The organism is Burkholderia sp. Ac-20365, assembly GCF_017104715.1.
Taxonomy (GTDB): Bacteria; Pseudomonadota; Gammaproteobacteria; order Burkholderiales; family Burkholderiaceae; genus Paraburkholderia.
In genome coordinates this window covers 80,547-101,059 of record NZ_JAAGPI010000033.1, presented here as the reverse complement: position 1 = coordinate 101,059, position 20,513 = coordinate 80,547, and the positions used below count along the sequence as shown (strand labels likewise).

Below are 20,513 nucleotides of genomic sequence, written 5' to 3'. Positions count from 1 at the left end.
GCGCGCCCGCGGCGTTGCCGAGGCCGGTTGCGAACAGTTCGCGATTTGCCCGCGGCGCAGGCTCGCCGCTCGCGGCGAACGCGCGACCCGCCGCGATGGTTTCAGTGAAGCTCATCAGCGCGATGCCGGCGGCGTCCTTCCACAGTGAAGCAATCAGCGAGAAGTCGGGCATCACGACAGACGGCAGTCCCGTCGGAATATGGCCGACCACGCCCACGCCGTGTTCGGGCAGGTCCAGCAGCACGACCGCGCCGATCCCGCACGCGACGGCGATCAGCGGGGCGGGCGCGCGCGGCAGCAGGTGCTCGAAGGCCACGAGCAGGACGATCGTCGCCACGCCGACGGCGAGCGTCCACCATGACGCGTGCGGAATGCCCATCACGACGGCCGCGACGTTGTGGAAGAACGAACCCTTGTCGGGATGAATCCCGAGCAGCTTTGGCAACTGATCCAGCACGATAACGACGGCAATGCCCGCCTTGAAACCCGTCAGCACAGGGTCCGAGATGAAGTTCGCGACGAAGCCGAGGCGCAGCAGCGCGGCCAGCGCCAGGATTGCACCGACCAGCAGCGTGAGCGTCGCCGTCGCGCGTATCAGTGAGGCTGTATCGCCGCCAGGAACGGCCTGCGCGAGCGCGGCGGCCGTGAGGATGGCGAGCGTCGCGCTGGTGCTGACGCTGAGCGGGCGGGACGTGCCGAAGAACGCGTAGATCACCATCGGCACGAACGCCGTGTACAGGCCGACTTCGACGGGCAGCCCCGCCACCGATGCATACGCGAGCGCCTTGGGCAGCACCACGGCTGCCGCCGTGACGCCCGCGACGAGGTCCAGCTTCAGCCATTCCTTGCGATAGCCGGGCATCCACTCGGGAAGCGGAATCCGCCAATGCCGGGCAGCGTGTGCCGATGTATCGTGTCCCATGATCGCGAAGCCTCCGTATTTCAGCAGGCGATGCGAGCGGCCGTCCATCCGGCCGCTGTCTGGTTTTTGTACGGTTGTGGGAAGTGTAGGTCATCGGCCCCGGCGCGCCTGGACTTTACGCCGTGCAGTAAGATGCTGGGTTCACCAGACAACGACCCGCCCGAGATGGACAGCGTTTCCCCGTTCGACCAGGACCAGCTGCTCGCCGAATACGCCGATCTGCGGCACCGCGCGGCCGCGCTCGAAGAGCAGGTGCCTCCCTGCCTGCAGCGCATTTCCGACAAGCTGCACCGGATCGGCGGCGAGACCGAGCTGGCGGACCACTACCGCAGCCTGCTGGTCGGCGCGCGCAGCAATGCGCTGGTGTCGATCGAGAACTACCACGAGGCGATTCCGTATCTGCAGACGGCGGAAACGATGATTGCGCAGCTTACGGGGCATGCCGGGACGCCGGACGAAGCCGAAGCCCCCGACGCGCTGCTGGACCGTCTGGACGAACTGATCGACGCGGCCGTGGGCATGATCCAGGTGGCCGAGCAGTGCTTTGCCGACGCCAAAGCGATCGATCCCGACTCCGTGCCGCCTTCGATTCTGGACGACCCGCTGCACCCCGATATTTGACGCGCGCAAGGGCCTAAATAAGGCCGCGCGAAGCCCGATTTCCGCCGAATCCGGCTCGCGGACGGGCTTGTCTGATAAAGTTTCGCCTATTCCCTTCAAAAGTCGATTCAACGGTTTTGATCATGAGCACAATCCTCGAAAATCTTCCGACCGGCCAGAAGGTCGGTATTGCGTTCTCCGGCGGCCTCGACACGAGCGCCGCGCTGCACTGGATGCGCTTGAAGGGCGCCGTTCCGTACGCGTACACGGCAAATCTCGGTCAGCCGGACGAAGACGACTACGATTCGATCCCGCGCCGCGCCAAGGAATACGGCGCAGAAGGCGCCCGCCTGATCGACTGCCGCGCGCAGCTGGTCGCGGAAGGCATTGCCGCGCTGCAATGCGGCGCGTTCCATATTTCGACGGCAGGCGTCACGTACTTCAACACCACGCCGATCGGCCGCGCCGTGACGGGCACCATGCTTGTCGCCGCGATGAAGGAAGATGGCGTCAATATCTGGGGCGATGGCAGCACGTACAAGGGCAACGACATCGAGCGTTTCTACCGTTACGGCCTGCTCGTCAATCCGGATCTGAAGATCTACAAGCCGTGGCTCGACCAGCAGTTCATCGACGAACTCGGCGGCCGCGCGGAAATGTCCGAGTTCATGCGCCAGTCGGGCTTCGAGTACAAGATGTCGGCTGAAAAGGCCTATTCGACCGATTCGAACCTGCTCGGCGCGACGCACGAAGCGAAAGACCTCGAAAGCCTGGAATCGGGCATCAAGATCGTCAACCCGATCATGGGCGTCGCGTTCTGGCGCGACGACGTGCAGATCGCGAAGGAAGAAGTCACGATCCGCTTCGAGGAAGGCCAGCCCGTCGCGCTGAACGGCAAGACCTTCCCGAATGCCGTCGAACTGCTGCTCGAAGCGAACCGCATCGGCGGCCGTCATGGTCTGGGCATGAGCGACCAGATCGAAAACCGCATCATCGAAGCGAAGAGCCGCGGCATCTACGAAGCCCCGGGTCTGGCGCTGCTGTTCATCGCTTATGAACGCCTCGTGACGGGCATTCACAACGAAGACACGATCGAGCAGTACCGTGAAAACGGCCGCCGCCTCGGCCGCCTGCTGTATCAGGGCCGCTGGTTCGATCCGCAAGCCATCATGCTGCGCGAAACGGCACAACGCTGGGTCGCGCGCGCGATCACGGGCGAAGTGACGCTCGAACTGCGCCGCGGCAACGACTATTCGCTGCTGAGCACGAAGTCGCCGAACCTGACGTATCAGCCGGAACGTCTGTCGATGGAGAAGGTTGCGTCGACGTTCTCGCCGCGCGACCGTATCGGCCAGCTGACGATGCGCAACCTCGACATCACCGATACGCGCGACAAGCTGCGCGTGTACTCGCAGGTTGGTCTGCTTGCACCGGGCGAGTCGTCGGCATTGCCGCAACTGAAGAACGATACCGAGTAAATCTGTTTGCCTGACGGGGCGGGTTTTTCGCGCAGATGCTTTCGTAACGAAGCGCGCGAAAACCCGCCCCGTTTCCTTGATGCGTGACGCCACGTGACGCATCACGTTTTGTTGCCTGCGCATCCATCGGCACCGTTCGCGTGCCGATGTTCCTCCCGCTATCCATCCTTACGATTCGCGTCCTTGCGAATCGGACTCGTCCGTCCATTGCGCTCGTCTATCTGCGTAACGGTTGCTGCGCGCACGGGCCATCAATTGCAAGCGAAAAAAACAGTGTCGCAATCCATGTGCTGCTTAAGTCAAAGACTCGTGCATTCGCAATAGACATACGCGAAGCACCTCCTATCCTTAGGAAGGCACTGCGCCCCGCGAAACCACCTGAAATGGAGACGCTCAATGGACGACACCCGCCTGCAATCCGCACCGTTGCAAGCCGACGAACTGCGCAACATGGACCGCTACTGGCGGGCATGCAATTACCTGTCTGGCGGCATGATTTATCTGCGCGCGAATCCGCTATTGCGCGAGCCGCTCGCGCCCGAGCACATCAAGCGGCGCCTGCTTGGCCACTGGGGCTCGGATCCCGGACAGAGCTTCGTGCTCGTGCATCTGAACCGCGTGATCAGACAGCGCGATCTCAATGTGATCTTTATTTCAGGGCCGGGCCACGGCGCACCCGCAACGCTCGCGCACAGCTACCTGGAAGGGCGCTATTCAGAGATCTATCCGGATCGCGCTGAAACGGAAGAAGGTATGGCGCGTCTTTTCAAGCTGTTTTCGTTTCCCGGCGGCATCGGCTCGCACTGCACGCCCGAGACGCCGGGCTCAATTCACGAAGGCGGGGAATTGGGCTATAGCCTGTCGCACGGCTATGGCGCTGCGTTCGATAATCCCGATCTGATCGTCACCGTGATGATCGGCGATGGCGAGGCGGAAACGGGCCCGCTTGCGACATCGTGGCATTCGAACAAATTCCTGAATCCGGCACGCGACGGCGCGGTGCTGCCCGTTCTGCATCTGAATGGCTACAAGATCGCGAACCCGACGATACTCGCGCGCATTCCGCATGAAGAACTCGAAGCGCTGTTAACCGGCTATGGTTACAGGCCGTATTTCGTCGAAGGCGACGAGCCGGAGACCATGCATCAGAAGATGGCCGCGACGCTCGATCAGTGCATCGACGACATTCGTGCGATCCAGCAACGCGCGCGTCACGAAGGCGATATACAGCGGCCGCGCTGGCCGATGATCGTGCTACGTTCTCCAAAGGGCTGGACGGGACCGCGCGAATTCGGCGGACACAAGATTGAAGGCACATGGCGCGCGCATCAGGTTCCCGTCGCGGATCCCGCCAGCAACGATAAAAGCCTGAAGCTGGTCGAATCATGGCTGCGCAGCTACGAGCCGGAAAAGCTGTTCGACGAATCCGGGCGGCTCGTCGCGGAGTTGCGTGCGCTTGCGCCGGAAGGCGCGCGGCGGATCAGCGCGAACCCGCATGCGAACGGCGGCGCATTGTGCAAAGCGCTGGATTTGCCCGATTTCTCCGCCTATGCCGTTGACGTCGGCACGCCGGGCACAACTTATGTATCGCCCACCGATGTGCTCGGGCAGTTTCTGCGCGACGTCATGCGTCGCAATATGACGAGCTTTCGCGTATTCGGTCCCGACGAAACCGCCAGCAACAAGCTCACGGCAATTTACGAAGCCTCGCAGAAGACGTGGCTTGCGCAGATCGTCGAATCCGATAGCGACGGCGGTGAACTCTCCGTCGATGGCCGCGTGATGGAAATGCTCAGCGAGCACACGCTGGAAGGCTGGCTCGAAGGCTATACGCTGACGGGGCGGCACGGCCTGTTCGCCACCTACGAAGCGTTCGTGCATGTGATCGATTCGATGTTCAACCAGCACGCGAAATGGCTCGAGAAAGCCAAGCGCGAATTGCGCTGGCGGCAGCCTGTGCCTTCGTTGAATCTGTTGATCACGTCGCTGGTCTGGCGGCAGGATCACAACGGTTTTACGCATCAGGATCCGGGCTTTCTCGATGTCGTCACGAACAAGAGCCCCGATGTCGTGCGGATCTATCTGCCGCCCGACGCGAACTGCCTGTTGAGCGTCGCCGATCATTGCCTGCGCTCGCGTGATTATGTGAACGTGATCGTCGCCGACAAGCAGCCGCATTTGCAGTATCTCGACATGCAATCGGCGATCACGCATTGCACAAAGGGCATCGGCATCTGGGACTGGGCTTCGACGGATCAGGACCACGAGCCCGATGTCGTGATGGCAAGCGCCGGCGACATTCCGACCATGGAAGCGCTCGCCGCAGTGGAAATTCTCAAAGGGCTGTTCCCCGATCTGCGGATGCGCTTTGTGAACGTGGTGGATCTGTTCAGGCTGATGCCGGATTCCGATCATCCGCACGGATTGTCGGCACGCGACTTCGACTCGCTGTTCACGACGAACAAGCCGGTGATCTTCAATTTCCATTCGTATGCAACGCTCGTTCACAAGCTGACCTATCGACGCACGAATCACGAAAACATCCACGTGCACGGCTATGCGGAGAAGGGCAACATCAATACGCCGCTGGAACTGGCAATCATCAACGGTATCGACCGCTTTTCGCTCGCGATCGATGTGATCGACCGTGTGCCGCGTCTGCGAGGCGTCGGCGATCACGCGAAGGAACGCTTGCGCGATCAGAAGATCCAGCACCTCGATTACGCGCATACGGAAGGCATCGACAGTGAAGCGATCCGCGAGTGGAAGTGGTCGGGTTGATGCTTTCAGTCGCATGTCTGCACGCCCGCGTGCGGCGTGCTAGCCTGACACACCGATGTCAGGAGAGGCTCGACAATGGCACGCTTACTTTGCGATATCTGCGGCGTTCGTCCCGCGACCGTTCGGCTCGCGGTGCTGCAGAACGGGCAGCGCCAGGTGCTGGACGTATGCGACTTTCACTACGCGCAGATCACGCGGCATCAGCGCTCGATTTCGCCGCTTGAAGCGCTGTTCCGCGCGCAGGCGTCGGGCGAACAGCCGGTGCCCGATGGTCCGCAGCAGCAACCGGTCGAAGGCACCGAGGCCGTCAGCATCGAGCAGCATTTCAGCGAGCTTGCACGCGAGATGCTGCAGCGCGCAGCGGAGGCGGCCGTTCAGTGGGGACGCAGGGAAGTCGATACCGAACATCTTCTCTACGTGCTCGCCGATAACGCCAACGTCGCCGCGATCCTCGAATCGCTCGGCGTGAAAGCGGCCGACGTGCGCGCCTATATCGATGCGAACGCCGTCAAGCGCGATAACGCACCGCCGCCTGCGCAGGAGCGCATCGGCGTGTCGCCGCGCCTGAAAAGCGCGCTCGAACGCGCGTTCATCGCGTCGCGGCAACTGGGGCATAGCTACGTCGGCGCCGAGCATCTGCTGATCGGCCTCGCTGAAGTGCCCGAGAGCTTTGCGGGTCAGTTGCTCGCGCGGCTTGGCGTGCAGTCGCAGGCGTTGCGGCGTCAGACGCTGCTTGCAGCGGGCACGGAAGAGAAGACGGCTGCGCCGCCTCCGCCATCGCGTACGCCGAATCTCGACAAGCACAGCCGCGATCTGACCGCACTCGCGCGTGAAGGACGGCTGGACCCCGTGATCGGGAGATCGAGCGAAATCGAAACGATGGTCGAGGTGCTCGCGCGGCGCCGCAAGAACAACCCGGTGCTGATCGGCGAGCCGGGTGTCGGCAAGACGGCTGTTGTAGAAGGTCTTGCGCAGCGGATGGTGAACGGCGATGTGCCCGAATCGCTGCGTAACAAGCGGCTCGTCGAGCTGAACGTGAACTCGATCGTCGCGGGCGCGAAGTATCGCGGCGAGTTCGAAGAGCGCGTCAAGCAGGTGGTCGACGAAGTGCTTGCGAATCAGGACTCACTGGTGCTGTTCGTCGATGAAGTGCATACGATCGTCGGCGCCGGGCAGGGCGGCAATGAAGGCGGGCTCGATATTGCCAACGTGTTCAAGCCGGCGATGGCGCGCGGCGAACTGAACCTGATCGGCGCGACGACGCTCAACGAATACCAGAAGTACATCGAGAAAGACGCTGCGCTCGAACGGCGCTTCCAGCCTGTGCTGATTGCCGAGCCGAGCGTCGTGCAGACCATCAATATTCTGCGCGGCTTGCGCGACCGGCTCGAAGCGCATCACAAGGTGACGATCCAGGACGATGCGATCGTCGGCGCGGCGGAGTTGTCGGACCGCTATATTTCCGGGCGATTCTTGCCCGACAAGGCCATCGATCTGATCGACCAGGCCGCGGCGCGCGTCAATCTGTCGTCGACGTCGCGTCCCGCTGACGTGCTGGAACTCGAAGCTGAGATTTCGCAATTGCGACGCGAGCAGGATTATGCGGCGTCGCGCAAGCAGTTCGACCGCGCGCATGCGCTGGATGGCGAAATCGCGGCGAAAGAACAGGCGCTGCGCGACGCGACGGAAGCGTGGCAGAAGAGTGTCGGCACGAATACGTCGCACGTGTCGGTCACGAATGTCGCGGAGATCGTCGCACGCATGACGGGCATTCCTGTCGCGCAGTTGACGGCTGAAGAAAAGCAGCGGCTGTTGAAGATGGAAGAGCGGCTGCATCGGCGCGTGATCGGGCAGGATGAAGCAGTGGTGGCCGTCAGCGACGCCGTGCGCCGCTCGCGCGCGGGTTTGCAGGCGCGTCATCGGCCGACTGCTGTGTTCCTGTTTCTCGGGCCGACGGGCGTCGGCAAAACGGAACTCGCGAAGGCGCTCGCCGAAGTCGTATTCGGCGATGAAGACGCGATGCTGCGCTTCGACATGAGCGAATACATGGAGCGCCATACGGTGGCGCGGCTGATCGGTGCGCCGCCCGGCTATGTCGGCTATGACGAGGGCGGCCAACTGACCGAGCGCGTGCGCCGCAAGCCGTATAGCGTGATCCTGCTCGACGAGATCGAGAAGGCCCATCCCGACGTGTACAACGTGCTGCTGCAGGTCTTCGACGACGGCCGTCTGACGGATGGCAAAGGACGCGTGGTCGACTTCAGCAATACGCTGATCATCGCGACCAGCAACCTTGCGGCCGATGTGATCGCCGGACAAAGCCGTTCTGGGCCGGGCTTTTTGAGCGACTCGGGATCGGCGGGTGTGCAAGGCGGCGTGATGAACGTGTTGCGCCAGCATTTCAGGCCCGAGTTTCTCAACCGGATCGACGACATCATCCTGTTCAAGTCGCTCGGACGCGACGAGACGCGCCATATCGTGCGGCTGCAACTGGAGCACGTGAGCCGGCTTGCGAGCAGCCAGGACATCGAACTCGCATTCGACGATTCGATCGTCGATCATCTCGCGACGCAAGGGTATCGCCCGGAGTTCGGTGCGCGCGAATTGCGCCGGCAGATCCAGCAGCAGATCGAGAACCAGTTGGCCAGGGAAATGCTCAATGGCGACGTGAAGGAAGGCATGCGTATTGTGTGCCGCTATGACGTCGACAAGAAACTGGTGACGTTCGGGCCTGCTGCAGGCGACAAACAGCCGGAGCCGGTGGCCGAGCCGCACATCGTGAAGTAACCTTGCATCGTCCGGCTCGCGTCCGAATGCGTGGCGCGAGCCGTCGATCGCGCCAAAACCTCCGCACAACACGCCACCTCGGCGACCCGGCGCACATCGCCGCGCATCACGTCAGTAGAATCGCAGCTTTATAAACGGATCGGCGATCGGACGGGGTGGCCTCGGGTTGGTCTTATCGATCGCGCGATACGCAGACGATGAAACTACTGACGGCATTCAGACGACACCTCTTCATAGCACTCGGCAACACGCTGCCGATCTACGGTCCGTTCAACCGCGTGCGCGCATCGCTATTCCGCAAGGCGGGCATGGCGATCGGCAGGGACGTGACGATCATCGGCCCGTTGAATCTCGAACTGAGCCTGAACGAAGAAACGATTCGCGGTATCTCGATCGGCGACAACGTGTATCTGAATGCGCAGACGCGGCTTGCGTGCCGCAATAGCCGCATTTCGATCGGCGACGACGTGCAGGTCGGTCCGCGCGTATCGTTCGAAACGGCGACGCACGGCATCGTCTACGAGCCAGAACTGGGGCGCGGCCTCGATCATCAGGAGATCCGCGTTGGCGACAAGGTGTGGATCGGTGCAGGCGCAACGATCCTGCCCGGCGTGACGATTCACGAGGCGGCCGTGATCGCCGCTGGCGCAGTCGTGACGAAGGACGTGCCGGCTTATACGCTGGTGGGCGGTGTGCCGGCACGCAAGATCAGGGATATCGAACCAGCCGCTCAGCGCCAGGGCGCCATTGCATGAAATACGCCGTCGCGGCGCACCAGCGCATGAAACAGCGCGGCCGCAAGATGCACGAGAATCAGCGCGAAGAAACACAGTGCGAGGAACCGGTGCGCATTCCATAGCAGCGTATGCAGCTCATTGCTGTGCGGCAGGATCCACGGCAACTGCACACCCGCCACGATCACGGGATACTCCGCCGCGGACAGCATCCCCCAGCCGATCAGCGGCAGCCCGATCATCAGTGCATAGAACGCGAGATGCGACAGATACGCTGCGAGCTTCATCGGTTCGGGCATGTCGGATGGCAGACTCGGCGCGCCGCGAGTAAGCCTGACGACCAGCCGTATCAACGCCAGCACGAGAATGGCGATGCCTAGCGGCTTGTGTATCGACACCAGCGTCAGATAGTCGGGACGTATCGTGGAGACCATGCCGACGCCGATGAACAGCATCGCCAGAATGCAGATCGCCATGATCCAGTGCAGTGCGCGCTGCAAAGGCGTAAAGCGCTCGAGTGTCGGTTTCATGGCTTCGCTCCTTCGGCAGGCGTGTGCGGATAGTATTTGTCTTCAGCGGTGCGGCGATTGAACGAAACGGAATACGCGGCCGAGCGCGCAGCGGGGAACGGATCGTCGGACACGTGCATGCCCGCGGGAAGAACCGTCGGATCGAAGTTGAGGTCGCGGCACGGACCATCCGGCTCGGGCTCGATCGCGCTGACCACCAGCGTGCCCGCTTCGATCTTGCGGCGATCGTCGGGCCATGCCTTGCTCGGGTCCGCGGTCGGATCGCCAGGGTTGGCGACGGTGACGACCAGCGTCCAGCGTTGCGGCGCGCTTTGCACGCGTTGCGTGATGTCGGTTTCGAGGAAGTTGGCGGGGCGCTGCTTCAGGACATCGGGGGACACCGGCTCGGGCTTTGCGGCCGGCACGAACGACCAGCGCACCACTGAATCCTGCCCTTGCGCATTCGTGAAGATGAAGCTGTTGAGACTGTTGTACTGATCCTGCGCGTATGAAGCCGTCCATGGTGCCGTCGTCGCCCATGCGCCGAACGCGGCGAACTCGGGATGCGCGGCAATGAACTGCTTCATTGCATCGGGATTGTCTTTTTGCGCCGATGCTTCCAGCAACGCATAAAACGCTTGCGGCGTCGCGACGGGGAAGAAGGGTGCATCGATCATCGCCGAGCGCCATTCGGTGCCATCCGGCGCGACCATGCGCAGGCCCAGGCCGCGAACCCGCACGCTCGGATCGGTGGCTTTGGGGTCGGGCGTCGCGAGATTGAAGCGTCCTGTTACCTGCGACGTGCCCTGCGCGAAGATCGGCGCCTTCGACAATGCAGCAGCCGCTCCATTCGATTCGAACGTGCCGGTGAAGCAGATGCCCTTCGCATGATTGCGCCTGAAGCCCAGCGCGGGGCCGCCTGGCGGCGCCAGCGCGTTGACGATTTTCGGGGGTGTCAGACGGCTTGGGGTCAGCCAGCCAGCCGTGTAGGCAAACGCGATGGCCGCGCCGCCAACAACGACTGCGATCACGACCAGCGAGCGGGCAGTGGACGCCTGGGAACCGGGTTTGTCGGCCATGGAAGCCTCTCAGGGAGTTTCGCTGGGGACAAATCTAGCAGCATCAGAAAGTTTGTGCAGTTGGCAGCCGGGCGACATGCGATGCGTGCCTGAAGGGCAACACCGTGTATCCGTACGCATGCCTGTTGCTGTCACATGCATGGGGCTACCATCACTGCACGCTCAGATGAGTGCAGCTACCATGTGGCCACTATGGATACCATCAAGATCCTTCTGCAAACGACCATTCCGCCTGTCGCCGATGACTGGTCGATCGCGCGCTTCAGCCGCCTCGCGGAACTGCTGCGCAACCATCGCGACCGCGAAGGGCGCGCCGTGTTCGACGTGGTGGCGCGGGATCGCGAGCAACGCGGTCAGCCGGACCCGGTGCTTTCGCGTCTGGACCAGTCGGACTTCGACGAGTTGTGGCTCTTCGCCGTCGATGAAGGCGATGGGCTCACGCCTGAAGATTGCGAAGGCATCCTGCGGTTCCGCGAGGCAGGCCGCGGCCTGCTGGTCACGCGCGATCATATGGACGTGGGCTGTTCGCTGTGCAGTCTCGGCGCAGTGGGCAAGGCGCATCACTTCCATACCCGCAACATCGATCCCGACGAGTCGCGTTGCGTTTGCGACGATCCATATTCGACCCATATTTCATGGCCCAATTTTCATTCGGGCGCAAATGGGGACTTTCAGGAAGTGGCCGTCGTCGGGTCGACCCATCCGCTCTTGAGCAACGCCGATTCTCCAACGGGTGCGATCCGTTACTTCCCGGCGCATCCGCACGAAGGCGCCGTCGATGCGCCCGACGACGAATCGGCCCGCGTGATTGCGCGCGGCAAGAGCAAGGTCACCGGGAAGAGTTTCAATCTGGCTGTGGCCTTCGAGCCGTCAAGCAGTGGCGGCCCGGCCGTCGCGCAAAGCACCTTCCATCATTTCGCGGACTACAACTGGGACGCGCGCGACGGCGCACCGAGCTTTGTCGACGAACCGCCCGGCAACAGCATGCAAACCGAGCAGCAGGCGTTGCCGGACGCGCATCGCTATGCGCTCAATGTCGCGTTGTGGCTGGCGGGAAGGGCGCCGCAACAGGTGATGTGAGCGGCACACGCCGCTCGCTTTCCAGCAAACCATACAGCGCGCTATCCGACACTTCGTCACCCACTCGCCAGCGCTCGCGCAACAGGCCTTCGCGTTTGAAGCCCAGCCGTTCAAGCAGATTCGCCGAAGCCTGATTGCGCGGATCGATATCCGCTTCGATGCGGCGTAGACCGAACGCGTCGAACGCGTGATCGACGAGTCGTGCAGCGGCTTCGAACATATAGCCGTTGCCCCAGTGCCTGCGCTGCAGACTGAAGCCGATTTCCGCCCTCAGGCACGGCTCGTTCACGTTGAACAGGCTGAGATCGCCCAGCGCTTCACCCGTCTGCCGCGACACGAGCGTGCAAGCTATCGAGGCACCGTCGGCAGTTCCGCTGATTCTACGTTCCACACGCTCCTCAGCTTGCGCGACGGACGTCATCGGCACGAACGAGAAGTACCGCATCGCGAGCGGATCGGACCAGATGGCAAATAGCGATGCTGCATCGTCCTGTTGAAGCGGCCGCAGGATCAGCCGTGACGTATCCAGCGTGATGGGTTTCAGTAATGGCATGATGTCGTTGTTTTCAAGTGTGCCGTCGAACGAGCAGGACAGGGCGGGCGGTCGCCATGCGCTGCGTCAGTGTAATTTTCCCCTAATTCACGGTGGGCAATCTACGCTCCACGTTTGCACCCCGATATTGCCCGCCTACTCGATGAGGAAGAAGATGAAGCTCCGTTGGACCACTATTCTGATAGCTGCAAGCATGAGCGTTCTGGTTGCCGGGTGTGCTTCGCCCGTCGAGCGCGCCAATGAAAAGAATGATCTGCTGTCGGCGGCGGGCTTTCATATCGTCCCCGTGACTACGGATGCGCAACGCCTGCAACTGAACACGTTGCCGCCCAATCGCGTCGTCCAGAAGGTCAAGGACGGCAAGGTGATCTTCCTCTACGCGGACCCGTATGCATGCGGCTGCCTGTATGTCGGCGACGAAAACGCATGGGACAACTACAAGCGCGAACAGCTGCAGCAGAACTTCATCAACCAGGAACGCATGAACGCGGAGATGAATGAAAACGCGGCCTGGAACTGGAGTATGTGGGGTCCGGGATGGTGGGCATACTGATCGACTCGCTTTGACATTGCAGATCAACGCGCACGGCATTCAGAAGCTTTCTTTCTGAAAATGTAATGCTGAACGTGTTAAACCGTCGTGCCTGAATGCCTGGGCAATAGCAGTCGATAAAATGAATGATTTTGAATGTCTCCGTCGTGCTGGACGGGACAATTCGGGACAATTGACAATTCGATTGCGCAAACAACAATAATAAATTGTGGATGCCACAGCCCGAATTCATTGACTATACTGCTTAGCGTTGCTGTCTCGCGTATCTCCACGACGGCACATTTTCTCTTTCTAAAACACGGTTCTCATCCCGGCCACGTGGAAACGCATCGGTAGAGTTTCCGCATGGCGCGTTCTCGGACGCCATGAATCCTGATCGCAAGCACGGGCCGGGTGGACGCTTGACGCGATGCGAGTCGAAGGCTCGGCTTCGCGCAGTGGTCGACAGCGCCAAGAAGCGCTTTCTGGCGGTTGGCTTCCGGGAGACCAGTCTCGACGACATTGCCCGCGACGCGGGCGTGGCGAAGAAGACCTTGTATGGCCATTTCGGCAGCAAGGAGCAGTTGTTCAGCGCGATTCTGGAGATGCTCGGGCGGACCTGGCGTGAAGAACTCGCGCACATCGTCACGAGCCCAGGCGCGCCCGGCGACGTGCTCGAACGGGCAGCGCTGCATCTGCTCGATATCGGTACGCGCGAGGACATGACGCAGCTTTACTGGGTTCTGCTGGTCGAGACACGCCGTTTTCCCGCGCTCTCGGCCGGGCTGTATCAGGAAGGCGGCAGACTGATTGGTATCGAGCCGCTCGAATGCTATTTGCGCGCGGCGGTGGAAAGCGGCGAACTCGAATTCGACGATATCGAACTCGCCGCCGAACAGTTCGTTCATCTCGTGCTGGGCGGCGTGCGCGCAAGAATGCTGTTGATGGGCGCGCGACGTCCAAGTGTCGCGAGAAGACGGGTGATCGCGAGGCAGGCAGTCCGGATTTTCATTGCAGGGTCCGCAATCCGGTGAAATAGAGCTTTCAATTGCATTTCTACTTTAATTCAAATTAATTAGTCATACGAAGTAACGTTGTGCGGGAATGCTGTTCCAGTATATGGAGGCAAATGCATGAAAACGGCTTCGCGTGCCTCGCGTATTGCACATACGGGGCACGGGCAAACGCAATGGCGGCTTGCATCGCTGGGTGGACTTGCGCTCGTCGTCATGTCGCTTGCGGCTTGCATGATGGGTCCGGACTATCGTCGGCCGGAAGTGCAGATTCCCGAAGGTTTCAAGGAAGGTGTCGACTGGCAGCGTGCCGATGCAAACCCGCAAGGCGCGATCGACAGCACATGGTGGCGCATGTATGGCGACGACAAGCTCAACAGTCTCGTCGACCAGTCGTTGCGGGCCAACCAGTCGATCGCCGCAGCAGAGGCCGCCTATCGCCTCGCGCTCGCAACGGTCGATGCGAACCGTGCGGGCCTTTTTCCTACCATTACAGCGGGCCTGTCCGGTTCGCGTTCCGGCGGTAACGTCTCGGCGTTGAGCGCGGGCCGCTCGACAGGAACGACGGCGTCGGCAGCAGGCGGCGTGGGCAATAACGTCGTGGCGCTCGGCTCCGTCAGTTGGGAGCTGGACCTGTGGGGCGCGATACGGAGGCAGATCGAGGAAGCGAAGGCCAACGCGCAGGCGTCCGATGCGCAACTTGCAGGCGAGCGCATTTCCATCGCGGCCAGCGTGGCCACCGATTACTTCGCGTTGCGGCAGGCCGACTATGACATCCGCGCGTTGAAGGAACAGCAGGACGCGTACGCGCGCATCCTTGCGATCGTGCAGACAGCCTACGTCGAAGGCGCCGCTTCCAGCGACGACGTACTCGTTGCACAGGAAGACCTGCAAACCATCATCGCCGATCTGCAGACGACGGAAATCAACCGCGAACATGACGAGCACGCGCTGGCCGTGCTGGCGGGCTTGCCGCCCGAGTCGTTCAGCATCGACCCCGATCCCGACTATCACTTCGTGTCGCCCGCTGTGCCGACTTCGCTGCCGTCGCAGCTGCTTGAACGGCGTTACGACGTGGTCAGCGCCGAGCGTTCGGCAGCGGCGGCCAACGCGGGCATCGGCGTGGCAGAAGCAGCGTTCTTCCCGACCCTGACGCTATCTGCCGAAGGCGGCTTCGCGCACAGCACGCTCGCGCATCTGTTCACCGTGCCGAACCGTTTCTGGACGCTCGGCCCGGATCTCGCGCAAACCATTTTCGACGGCGGTGCGCGCACGGCCGCGGTGCACGAAGCACGCGCGACCTACGACGAAAACGTCGCCACCTATCGCAACACCGTGCTCGGTGCATTCCAGAGCGTGGAGGACAGTCTGTCGTCAGTGAACCATCTGCGCGTACAGGAGCGCGCCTTCGCGCAGGTGCTCGACAGCAGCACGCGCCTCTTCGCGAGCGAAGAGGCGCAGTTCGCGGCGGGCGCCGTGAGCCAGCAAAACGTGCTGAACCAGCGGCTGACGCTGATTCAGGCGCAACAGGGTCTGCGCGACACGCAGGCGCAGCTTGCGCAGAGTCATGTGCTGCTCGTGAAGAATCTCGGCGGCGGCTGGCAGCGTACCGACGCCGATGCCGCGTCGCCGGCTTCGGCAAGCGCGATACGGCCCGTCGCGCAGCAATCGTCCAGTCCGTCCGACTGAAACGATCGACACATTTGAAAGACACGCAGTTCAACACGATCACCCGACACTGAACCGCGATATGCCGAGTGCAGCCCGCGTGTGCCTGTGTCCAGCAAGAACGGAGTTCTCATGAAGTCACGTTTGGAACGCGTGTCGCTGTTATGTCTGTGTCTGATCGTGCTGGCCGCGTGCTCGAAGAAGGCGCCGCCTCCGCCGCCGCCGCAGGTGGCAACGATGAAGGTGCAGGCGCAGACGGTGCCGCTCGAGCGGCGCTTTGTCGGCCGGTTGTCGCCGTATTACAGCGCGAATGTGACGGCGCGCGTGTCGGGCGTGCTGCTCAAGCGCAATTACACGGAAGGCTCGCAGGTGCGCGCAGGGCAACTGCTGTTCGAAATCGATCCGACCTTCTATCGCGCGCAACTCGACAACGATCTCGCGATCCTCGCCGAAGACCGCGCCACTTACATCAACGATCACATCACGGCCGCACGCAACCGCAAGCTGCTGCCGGTCGGCTCGGTTTCGCAACAGACGGTCGACAACTCCGACGCCGCCGAACGCAGCGCCGCCGCCAAGGTGAAAGCCGACGAAGCGACCGTCCAGAGCGCGCGGATCTCGCTCGACTACACGCGCGTGACGGCGCCCATCAGCGGCATTGCCGGGCAGCAGCAGGTGACGGCGGGCGCGGTGGTCGGCACCAGCACGACCGACTCCGGCGGCAACGGCACGCTGCTGACCACTATCCAGCAGATCGACCCGATGTACGTGAACTTCACGATCAGCTCCGCCGATCTCGCCACGCTGCAGCAGGCGCAAACGGGCGGCTCGATCGATCTGTCGCAGCAGAACCAGGTGTCAGTGAAGATCGCGTTGCCCAACGGCACGCCGTATGGCAGCGCAGGCGCGCTCGATTTCTCCGACGTGACGGTGAACGCCTCGACCGGCGCCGTCAATCTGCGCGCGCTGATCGCGAACCCGCGGCGGCAACTGCTGCCGGGCATGTTCGTGTCGCTGACAGTCGATTTCGGCAAGGAGAACAACGTGTTCCTCGTCCCGCAGCAGGCCTTGCTGCGCGATACGACGGGTGGCTACGTGCTCACTGTCGGCGCCGACAACAAGGTCGCGCGCAAGGACGTCGAGACGATGAACAGCCAGGGCAACAACTGGATCGTGACGCACGGCCTGAACGATGGCGATGAGATCATCGTGACGGGCGTGCAGATGGCGCATGAAGGCGCGCCCGTGAAGCCTGTCGCGTGGCAGCCGCCGGCGGCCGCATCGGGCGCGGCAGCGGCGTCGGCAGGTGCAGCGGCGGCAGCGGCTCCCGCCAGCGCGGCGAAGTAGGAGAGCGCCCATGCCGAGTTTCTTTATCGACCGCCCCGTTTTCGCGTGGGTTATCGCGATCCTGATTTCGCTGTTCGGCATTCTCTCCGTGCGCACGATGGGGATCGACTCCTATCCCGACATCGCGCCGCCGCAAGTCACCGTCACGGCGCAATATCCGGGCGCCAGCGCGCAGACGATGGAATCGACGGTGACGCAGGTGATCGAGCAGCAGCTCACGGGCATCGACAATCTGCTGTACTTCAGTTCGACGTCGAGTTCGAACGGGGCCACGCAGATCATTCTCACGTTCGCGACGGGCACCAACCCGGACATCGCGCAGGTTCAGGTGCAGAACAAGGTGACGCTCGCCGAGCCGCTGTTGCCCTCGCAGGTCACGCAGCAGGGCGTGATCGTGGCGAAGTCGAGCCCGGACATTCTGTTGTTCATCGCGCTGCAGTCGGACAACGCGGCGATCGACGCGGGCCGTCTCTCCGACATTCTCGCGTCGCAGATCCAGCCTGTGATCGGCCGCGTAACGGGCGTCGGCAATACGACGCTGCTCGGCTCGGAATACGCGGTGCGCATCTGGCTCGACCCCGACAAGCTGCAGAGCTACGGGCTGTCGACCACGCAGGTGCTCAATGCCGTGACGGGACAGAACGCGCAGTTCGCGGCCGGCTCACTCGGCGCCGATCCCGCCGTGAAAGGGCAGGTGTTCACGGCCACGGTGACGGGCGACACGCTCTTTTCTTCGCTTCAACAGTTCCGCGACATCATCGTCGTGTCGAACAGCAACGGCACGACAGTCAAGCTGAGCGACGTCGCGCGCATTTCATTCGGCTCGCAGACGTACGGGCAAGCGCCTGTATATAACGGCAAGCCGGCGGGCGGTCTCGCCGTGTTCCTGTTGCCCGGCGCGAATGCGCTCACTGTGGAAAAAGCGGTGAAGGCCACGATGGACACGCTCGCTCGCGACCTGCCCGAAGGCGTCACGTGGAGCATTCCGTACGACACCACGCCATTCATCACGGCGTCGATCACGGACGTGATCCGCACGCTGGTCGAAGCCATCGTGCTGGTGTTCTTCGTGATGTTGATCTTTCTGCAGAACCTGCGCGCGACGATCATTCCGACGCTCGTGATTCCCGTCGCGCTGCTCGGCACTTTTATCGGCCTCGCCGCGCTGCATTACACGCTCAACCAGTTGACGCTGTTCGGCATGGTGCTCGCCATCGGTATCGTGGTGGACGATGCGATCGTCGTGATCGAGAACGTCGAGCGCATCATGACGGAAGAAAAAATGGAGCCGCGAGAGGCGACGCGCAAGGCGATGAAACAGATCACGGGCGCCATCATCGCGATCACGGTGGTGTTGTCGGCCGTGTTCGTGCCGTCCGCGTTGCAGCCAGGTGCTACCGGCATCATCTACGCGCAGTTCGCACTGACGATCGCGGTATCGATGGGCTTTTCCGCATTTCTCGCGATGTCGTTCACGCCGTCGCTGTGTGCCGCGATTCTCAGGCCCGAGCATGAAGTGAAGAAGAATGCGTTCTATCGCTGGTTCGACCGGACCTTCGAATGGACGACGAATCACTATCTCAGTCATGCCGGAAAAGCGATCCGTCACGCGCCGCGCTGGATGATCGTGTTCGTGCTCGTTGTGGTGCTGACGGGGTTCCTGTACACGAAGCTGCCCACCAGCTTCGTGCCGGACGAGGATCAGGGCTTCGCGCTCGCGCTCGTCAACCTGCCGCCCGGTTCGACGCTGGAGCGCACCAACCACGTGATGGGCGAGCTGCGTGACAAACTCACCCATAGCGCGCTTGGCAAGGATATCGTCGGGATATTCCAGCCTGAGGGTTTCAGCTTCGTGGGCACGAGCGAAAACGTCGGCATGTCGTTCATCAAGCTGTCGGAGTGGGACAGGCGCTCCGAAACGGCGATGAAAATGATTCCGCAGATGAACCGCATCCTGTCGTCGATCACCGACGCACAGATCTTCGTGGTGAACCTGCCGACCATTCGCGGCTTGAGTCAGTTCGGCGGCGTCGATATGTATCTGCAGGCGCGTGCGGGACAATCGCGCGCCGAACTCGGTCAGGCGACGGGCACGCTGCTCGGGAGCGCGTCGAAGAGCCCTGTGCTGTTCGGCATCCGGCCCAACTCGCTGCCTAACTCGCCGCAACTGGATATCGCCGTAGATCGCACCCAGGCGCAGGCGATGGGGCTTTCGCTGACTGACGTCTATCAGACGCTCGAGATGGAACTGGCGCCGTTCTACATCGACCAGTTCACCTACGGTGGCCGCGTGAAGCGCGTCTATATTCAGGCGGACGCGCCGTTCCGGATGTCGCTCGATGCGCTTCAGCATCTCTACACGCCGAGCGTATTCGCGGCCAACGGCTCCTCGACGCAGGCGTCGTCCAGCAAGAGCAATTCGGGCACGACGAGCAGTGCCACTAGCGCTGTCGGCTCGAACGGTTTCGTGACGCCCGTCGATCCGTCTCCGGCGAATACGTCGATTGCACCGTACAACATGGTGCCGCTCTCCAGCGTCGTCAATGCGAAGTGGGCGTTCGGTCCGACGGTGCTGCCGCGCTACAACGGCTATTCGGCCGTCGAAATCGTCGGCAACTCCGCGCCCGGTTACTCGACGGGGCAGGCGATCGATACCCTCAACGATATCGTCAACCATCAGTTGCCGCGCGGCTTCGCGGCCGACTGGACCGGGCAGTCCTATCAGGAACTGCTGTCGGGTTCGTCGGCGACGACGCTGATGGCGCTGTCGATCGTGGTCGTGTTCCTGTGCCTCGCGGCGCTGTATGAAAGCTGGTCGATTCCCGTGTCGGTGCTGCTCGTGGTGCCGCTCGGCATGCTCGGCATGCTCGCGTTCTGCCTGACCTTCAGCGTACCCAACGACATCTACTTCAAGATCGGTCTCGTCACGGTGATCGGTCTTGCGGCGAAGAACGCGATTCTGATCGTCGAGTTCGCGGTCGAAGGGCAACAGCATGGCATGACCTTGCGCGAAGCCGTGCTGACCGCAGCGCGCCTGCGGCTGCGGCCGATCCTGATGACGTCGATGGCGTTCATTCTCGGCGTCTTCCCGCTGGTGATTTCGTCGGGCGCGGGCGCGTCGTCGCGGCATGAAATCGGCACGGGTGTGATCGGCGGCATGTTGTTCGCAACGTTCCTTGGCTTGCTGCTGATCCCCGTGTTCTATGTGGTCGTGCGGCGGCTGCTCGGCGACAAGCTCGACGAGGTGTCGCACAAGATGCCGCATCACGGTGACGGTGATGGCAGCGCGTCGGGCGAAGCGGGCAAGCATGGCGACGACACGCCGAAGAACGATCCGCCCGGGGAGGGCGCGCCTGTCTGACGGATCGACGCGTGCCGTGCGTGCAGTGCCGAGTGCTTCAAAGCCAAACTCGAACGGGTGCGAAGTCCG

At 62.3% G+C, this 20,513-nt stretch carries 15 protein-coding genes; 11 read left to right on the top strand and 4 right to left on the bottom strand.

Annotated features, from left to right (window positions below):
• The coding region (locus tag G3O01_RS35605; RefSeq protein ID WP_241024552.1) for a SulP family inorganic anion transporter at positions 1-922 on the bottom strand (922 nt) is incomplete at its 3' end.
• Positions 923-1,087: 165 nt separating this feature from the next.
• On the opposite strand from G3O01_RS35605, the gene G3O01_RS35600 reads away from it, so the two are divergent.
• From G3O01_RS35600 to G3O01_RS45635, 5 genes are all read left to right on the top strand, one after another.
• A complete protein-coding gene (locus tag G3O01_RS35600; RefSeq protein WP_205811695.1) occupies positions 1,088-1,543 on the top strand; it encodes an ATPase in 456 nt (151 codons plus the stop codon).
• Positions 1,544-1,665: 122 nt separating this feature from the next.
• Positions 1,666-3,000, top strand: coding sequence for an argininosuccinate synthase (gene argG / locus G3O01_RS35595; protein WP_205811689.1), 1,335 nt, complete (start codon positions 1,666-1,668; stop codon positions 2,998-3,000).
• A gap of 396 nt (positions 3,001-3,396) precedes the next feature.
• Positions 3,397-5,781, top strand: a complete 2,385-nt coding sequence (locus G3O01_RS35590) for a phosphoketolase family protein (RefSeq protein WP_205811688.1) — start codon at positions 3,397-3,399, stop codon at positions 5,779-5,781.
• A gap of 75 nt (positions 5,782-5,856) precedes the next feature.
• Positions 5,857-8,568 (top strand): AAA family ATPase, encoded by a 2,712-nt coding sequence (locus tag G3O01_RS35585; RefSeq protein ID WP_205811687.1) that lies wholly within the window; start codon positions 5,857-5,859, stop codon positions 8,566-8,568.
• Positions 8,569-8,765: 197 nt separating this feature from the next.
• Positions 8,766-9,323 carry an acyltransferase gene (locus G3O01_RS45635; RefSeq protein WP_277403074.1) on the top strand — a complete coding sequence of 186 codons (558 nt, stop codon included), beginning with the start codon at positions 8,766-8,768 and terminating at the stop codon, positions 9,321-9,323.
• Here G3O01_RS45635 and G3O01_RS35575 read toward each other — a convergent pair.
• Complete coding sequence (locus G3O01_RS35575) at positions 9,299-9,832, bottom strand: cytochrome b (protein ID WP_205811686.1); 534 nt, start codon at positions 9,830-9,832, stop codon at positions 9,299-9,301. The genes G3O01_RS45635 and G3O01_RS35575 overlap by 25 nt on opposite strands.
• A complete protein-coding gene (locus G3O01_RS35570) occupies positions 9,829-10,890 on the bottom strand; it encodes a catalase family peroxidase (RefSeq protein ID WP_205811685.1) in 1,062 nt (353 codons plus the stop codon). The genes G3O01_RS35575 and G3O01_RS35570 overlap by 4 nt, the downstream gene beginning before the upstream one ends.
• A gap of 192 nt (positions 10,891-11,082) precedes the next feature.
• Between G3O01_RS35570 and G3O01_RS35565 the strand changes: the two genes are divergently transcribed.
• Positions 11,083-11,970, top strand: coding sequence for a hypothetical protein (locus G3O01_RS35565; RefSeq protein ID WP_205811684.1), 888 nt, complete (start codon positions 11,083-11,085; stop codon positions 11,968-11,970).
• Here G3O01_RS35565 and G3O01_RS35560 read toward each other — a convergent pair.
• Entirely contained in the window at positions 11,921-12,523 is a 603-nt protein-coding gene (locus tag G3O01_RS35560) for a GNAT family N-acetyltransferase (protein ID WP_205811683.1), read from the bottom strand. The two genes, G3O01_RS35565 and G3O01_RS35560, sit on opposite strands and share 50 nt — an antisense overlap.
• A gap of 193 nt (positions 12,524-12,716) precedes the next feature.
• Between G3O01_RS35560 and G3O01_RS35555 the strand changes: the two genes are divergently transcribed.
• The 5 genes from G3O01_RS35555 to G3O01_RS35535 all read left to right on the top strand — a co-directional run bounded on the left by G3O01_RS35555 (position 12,717) and on the right by G3O01_RS35535 (position 20,444).
• Positions 12,717-13,076 carry a hypothetical protein gene (locus G3O01_RS35555; RefSeq protein WP_241024550.1) on the top strand — a complete coding sequence of 120 codons (360 nt, stop codon included), beginning with the start codon at positions 12,717-12,719 and terminating at the stop codon, positions 13,074-13,076.
• Between the two features lie 437 nt (positions 13,077-13,513).
• The gene (locus tag G3O01_RS35550) at positions 13,514-14,089 is read left to right on the top strand and encodes a TetR/AcrR family transcriptional regulator (protein WP_346779245.1); all 576 of its coding nucleotides are present in this window, start codon (positions 13,514-13,516) and stop codon (positions 14,087-14,089) included.
• A gap of 99 nt (positions 14,090-14,188) precedes the next feature.
• The gene (locus tag G3O01_RS35545; RefSeq protein ID WP_205811680.1) at positions 14,189-15,757 is read left to right on the top strand and encodes an efflux transporter outer membrane subunit; all 1,569 of its coding nucleotides are present in this window, start codon (positions 14,189-14,191) and stop codon (positions 15,755-15,757) included.
• Positions 15,758-15,868: 111 nt separating this feature from the next.
• On the top strand, positions 15,869-17,083 hold the full coding sequence (locus tag G3O01_RS35540; protein ID WP_205811679.1) for an efflux RND transporter periplasmic adaptor subunit: 1,215 nt from the start codon (positions 15,869-15,871) through the stop codon (positions 17,081-17,083).
• A 10-nt stretch (positions 17,084-17,093) separates the two neighbouring features.
• Positions 17,094-20,444, top strand: coding sequence for an efflux RND transporter permease subunit (locus G3O01_RS35535; protein ID WP_205811678.1), 3,351 nt, complete (start codon positions 17,094-17,096; stop codon positions 20,442-20,444).
• Positions 20,445-20,513: the final 69 nt, after the last annotated feature.

Coding starts and splice junctions, on each gene's coding strand:
- G3O01_RS35585 (WP_205811687.1), top strand. CDS start 5,857: ATGGCACGCTTACTTTGCGATATCTGCGGCGTTCGTCCCGCGACCGTT.
- G3O01_RS35555 (WP_241024550.1), top strand. CDS start 12,717: ATGAGCGTTCTGGTTGCCGGGTGTGCTTCGCCCGTCGAGCGCGCCAAT.
- G3O01_RS35560 (WP_205811683.1), bottom strand. CDS start 12,523: ATGCCATTACTGAAACCCATCACGCTGGATACGTCACGGCTGATCCTG.
- G3O01_RS35565 (WP_205811684.1), top strand. CDS start 11,083: ATGGATACCATCAAGATCCTTCTGCAAACGACCATTCCGCCTGTCGCC.
- G3O01_RS35535 (WP_205811678.1), top strand. CDS start 17,094: ATGCCGAGTTTCTTTATCGACCGCCCCGTTTTCGCGTGGGTTATCGCG.
- G3O01_RS35590 (WP_205811688.1), top strand. CDS start 3,397: ATGGACGACACCCGCCTGCAATCCGCACCGTTGCAAGCCGACGAACTG.
- G3O01_RS35600 (WP_205811695.1), top strand. CDS start 1,088: ATGGACAGCGTTTCCCCGTTCGACCAGGACCAGCTGCTCGCCGAATAC.
- G3O01_RS35575 (WP_205811686.1), bottom strand. CDS start 9,832: ATGAAACCGACACTCGAGCGCTTTACGCCTTTGCAGCGCGCACTGCAC.
- G3O01_RS35570 (WP_205811685.1), bottom strand. CDS start 10,890: ATGGCCGACAAACCCGGTTCCCAGGCGTCCACTGCCCGCTCGCTGGTC.
- G3O01_RS35545 (WP_205811680.1), top strand. CDS start 14,189: ATGAAAACGGCTTCGCGTGCCTCGCGTATTGCACATACGGGGCACGGG.
- G3O01_RS35540 (WP_205811679.1), top strand. CDS start 15,869: ATGAAGTCACGTTTGGAACGCGTGTCGCTGTTATGTCTGTGTCTGATC.
- G3O01_RS45635 (WP_277403074.1), top strand. CDS start 8,766: ATGAAACTACTGACGGCATTCAGACGACACCTCTTCATAGCACTCGGC.
- argG (WP_205811689.1), top strand. CDS start 1,666: ATGAGCACAATCCTCGAAAATCTTCCGACCGGCCAGAAGGTCGGTATT.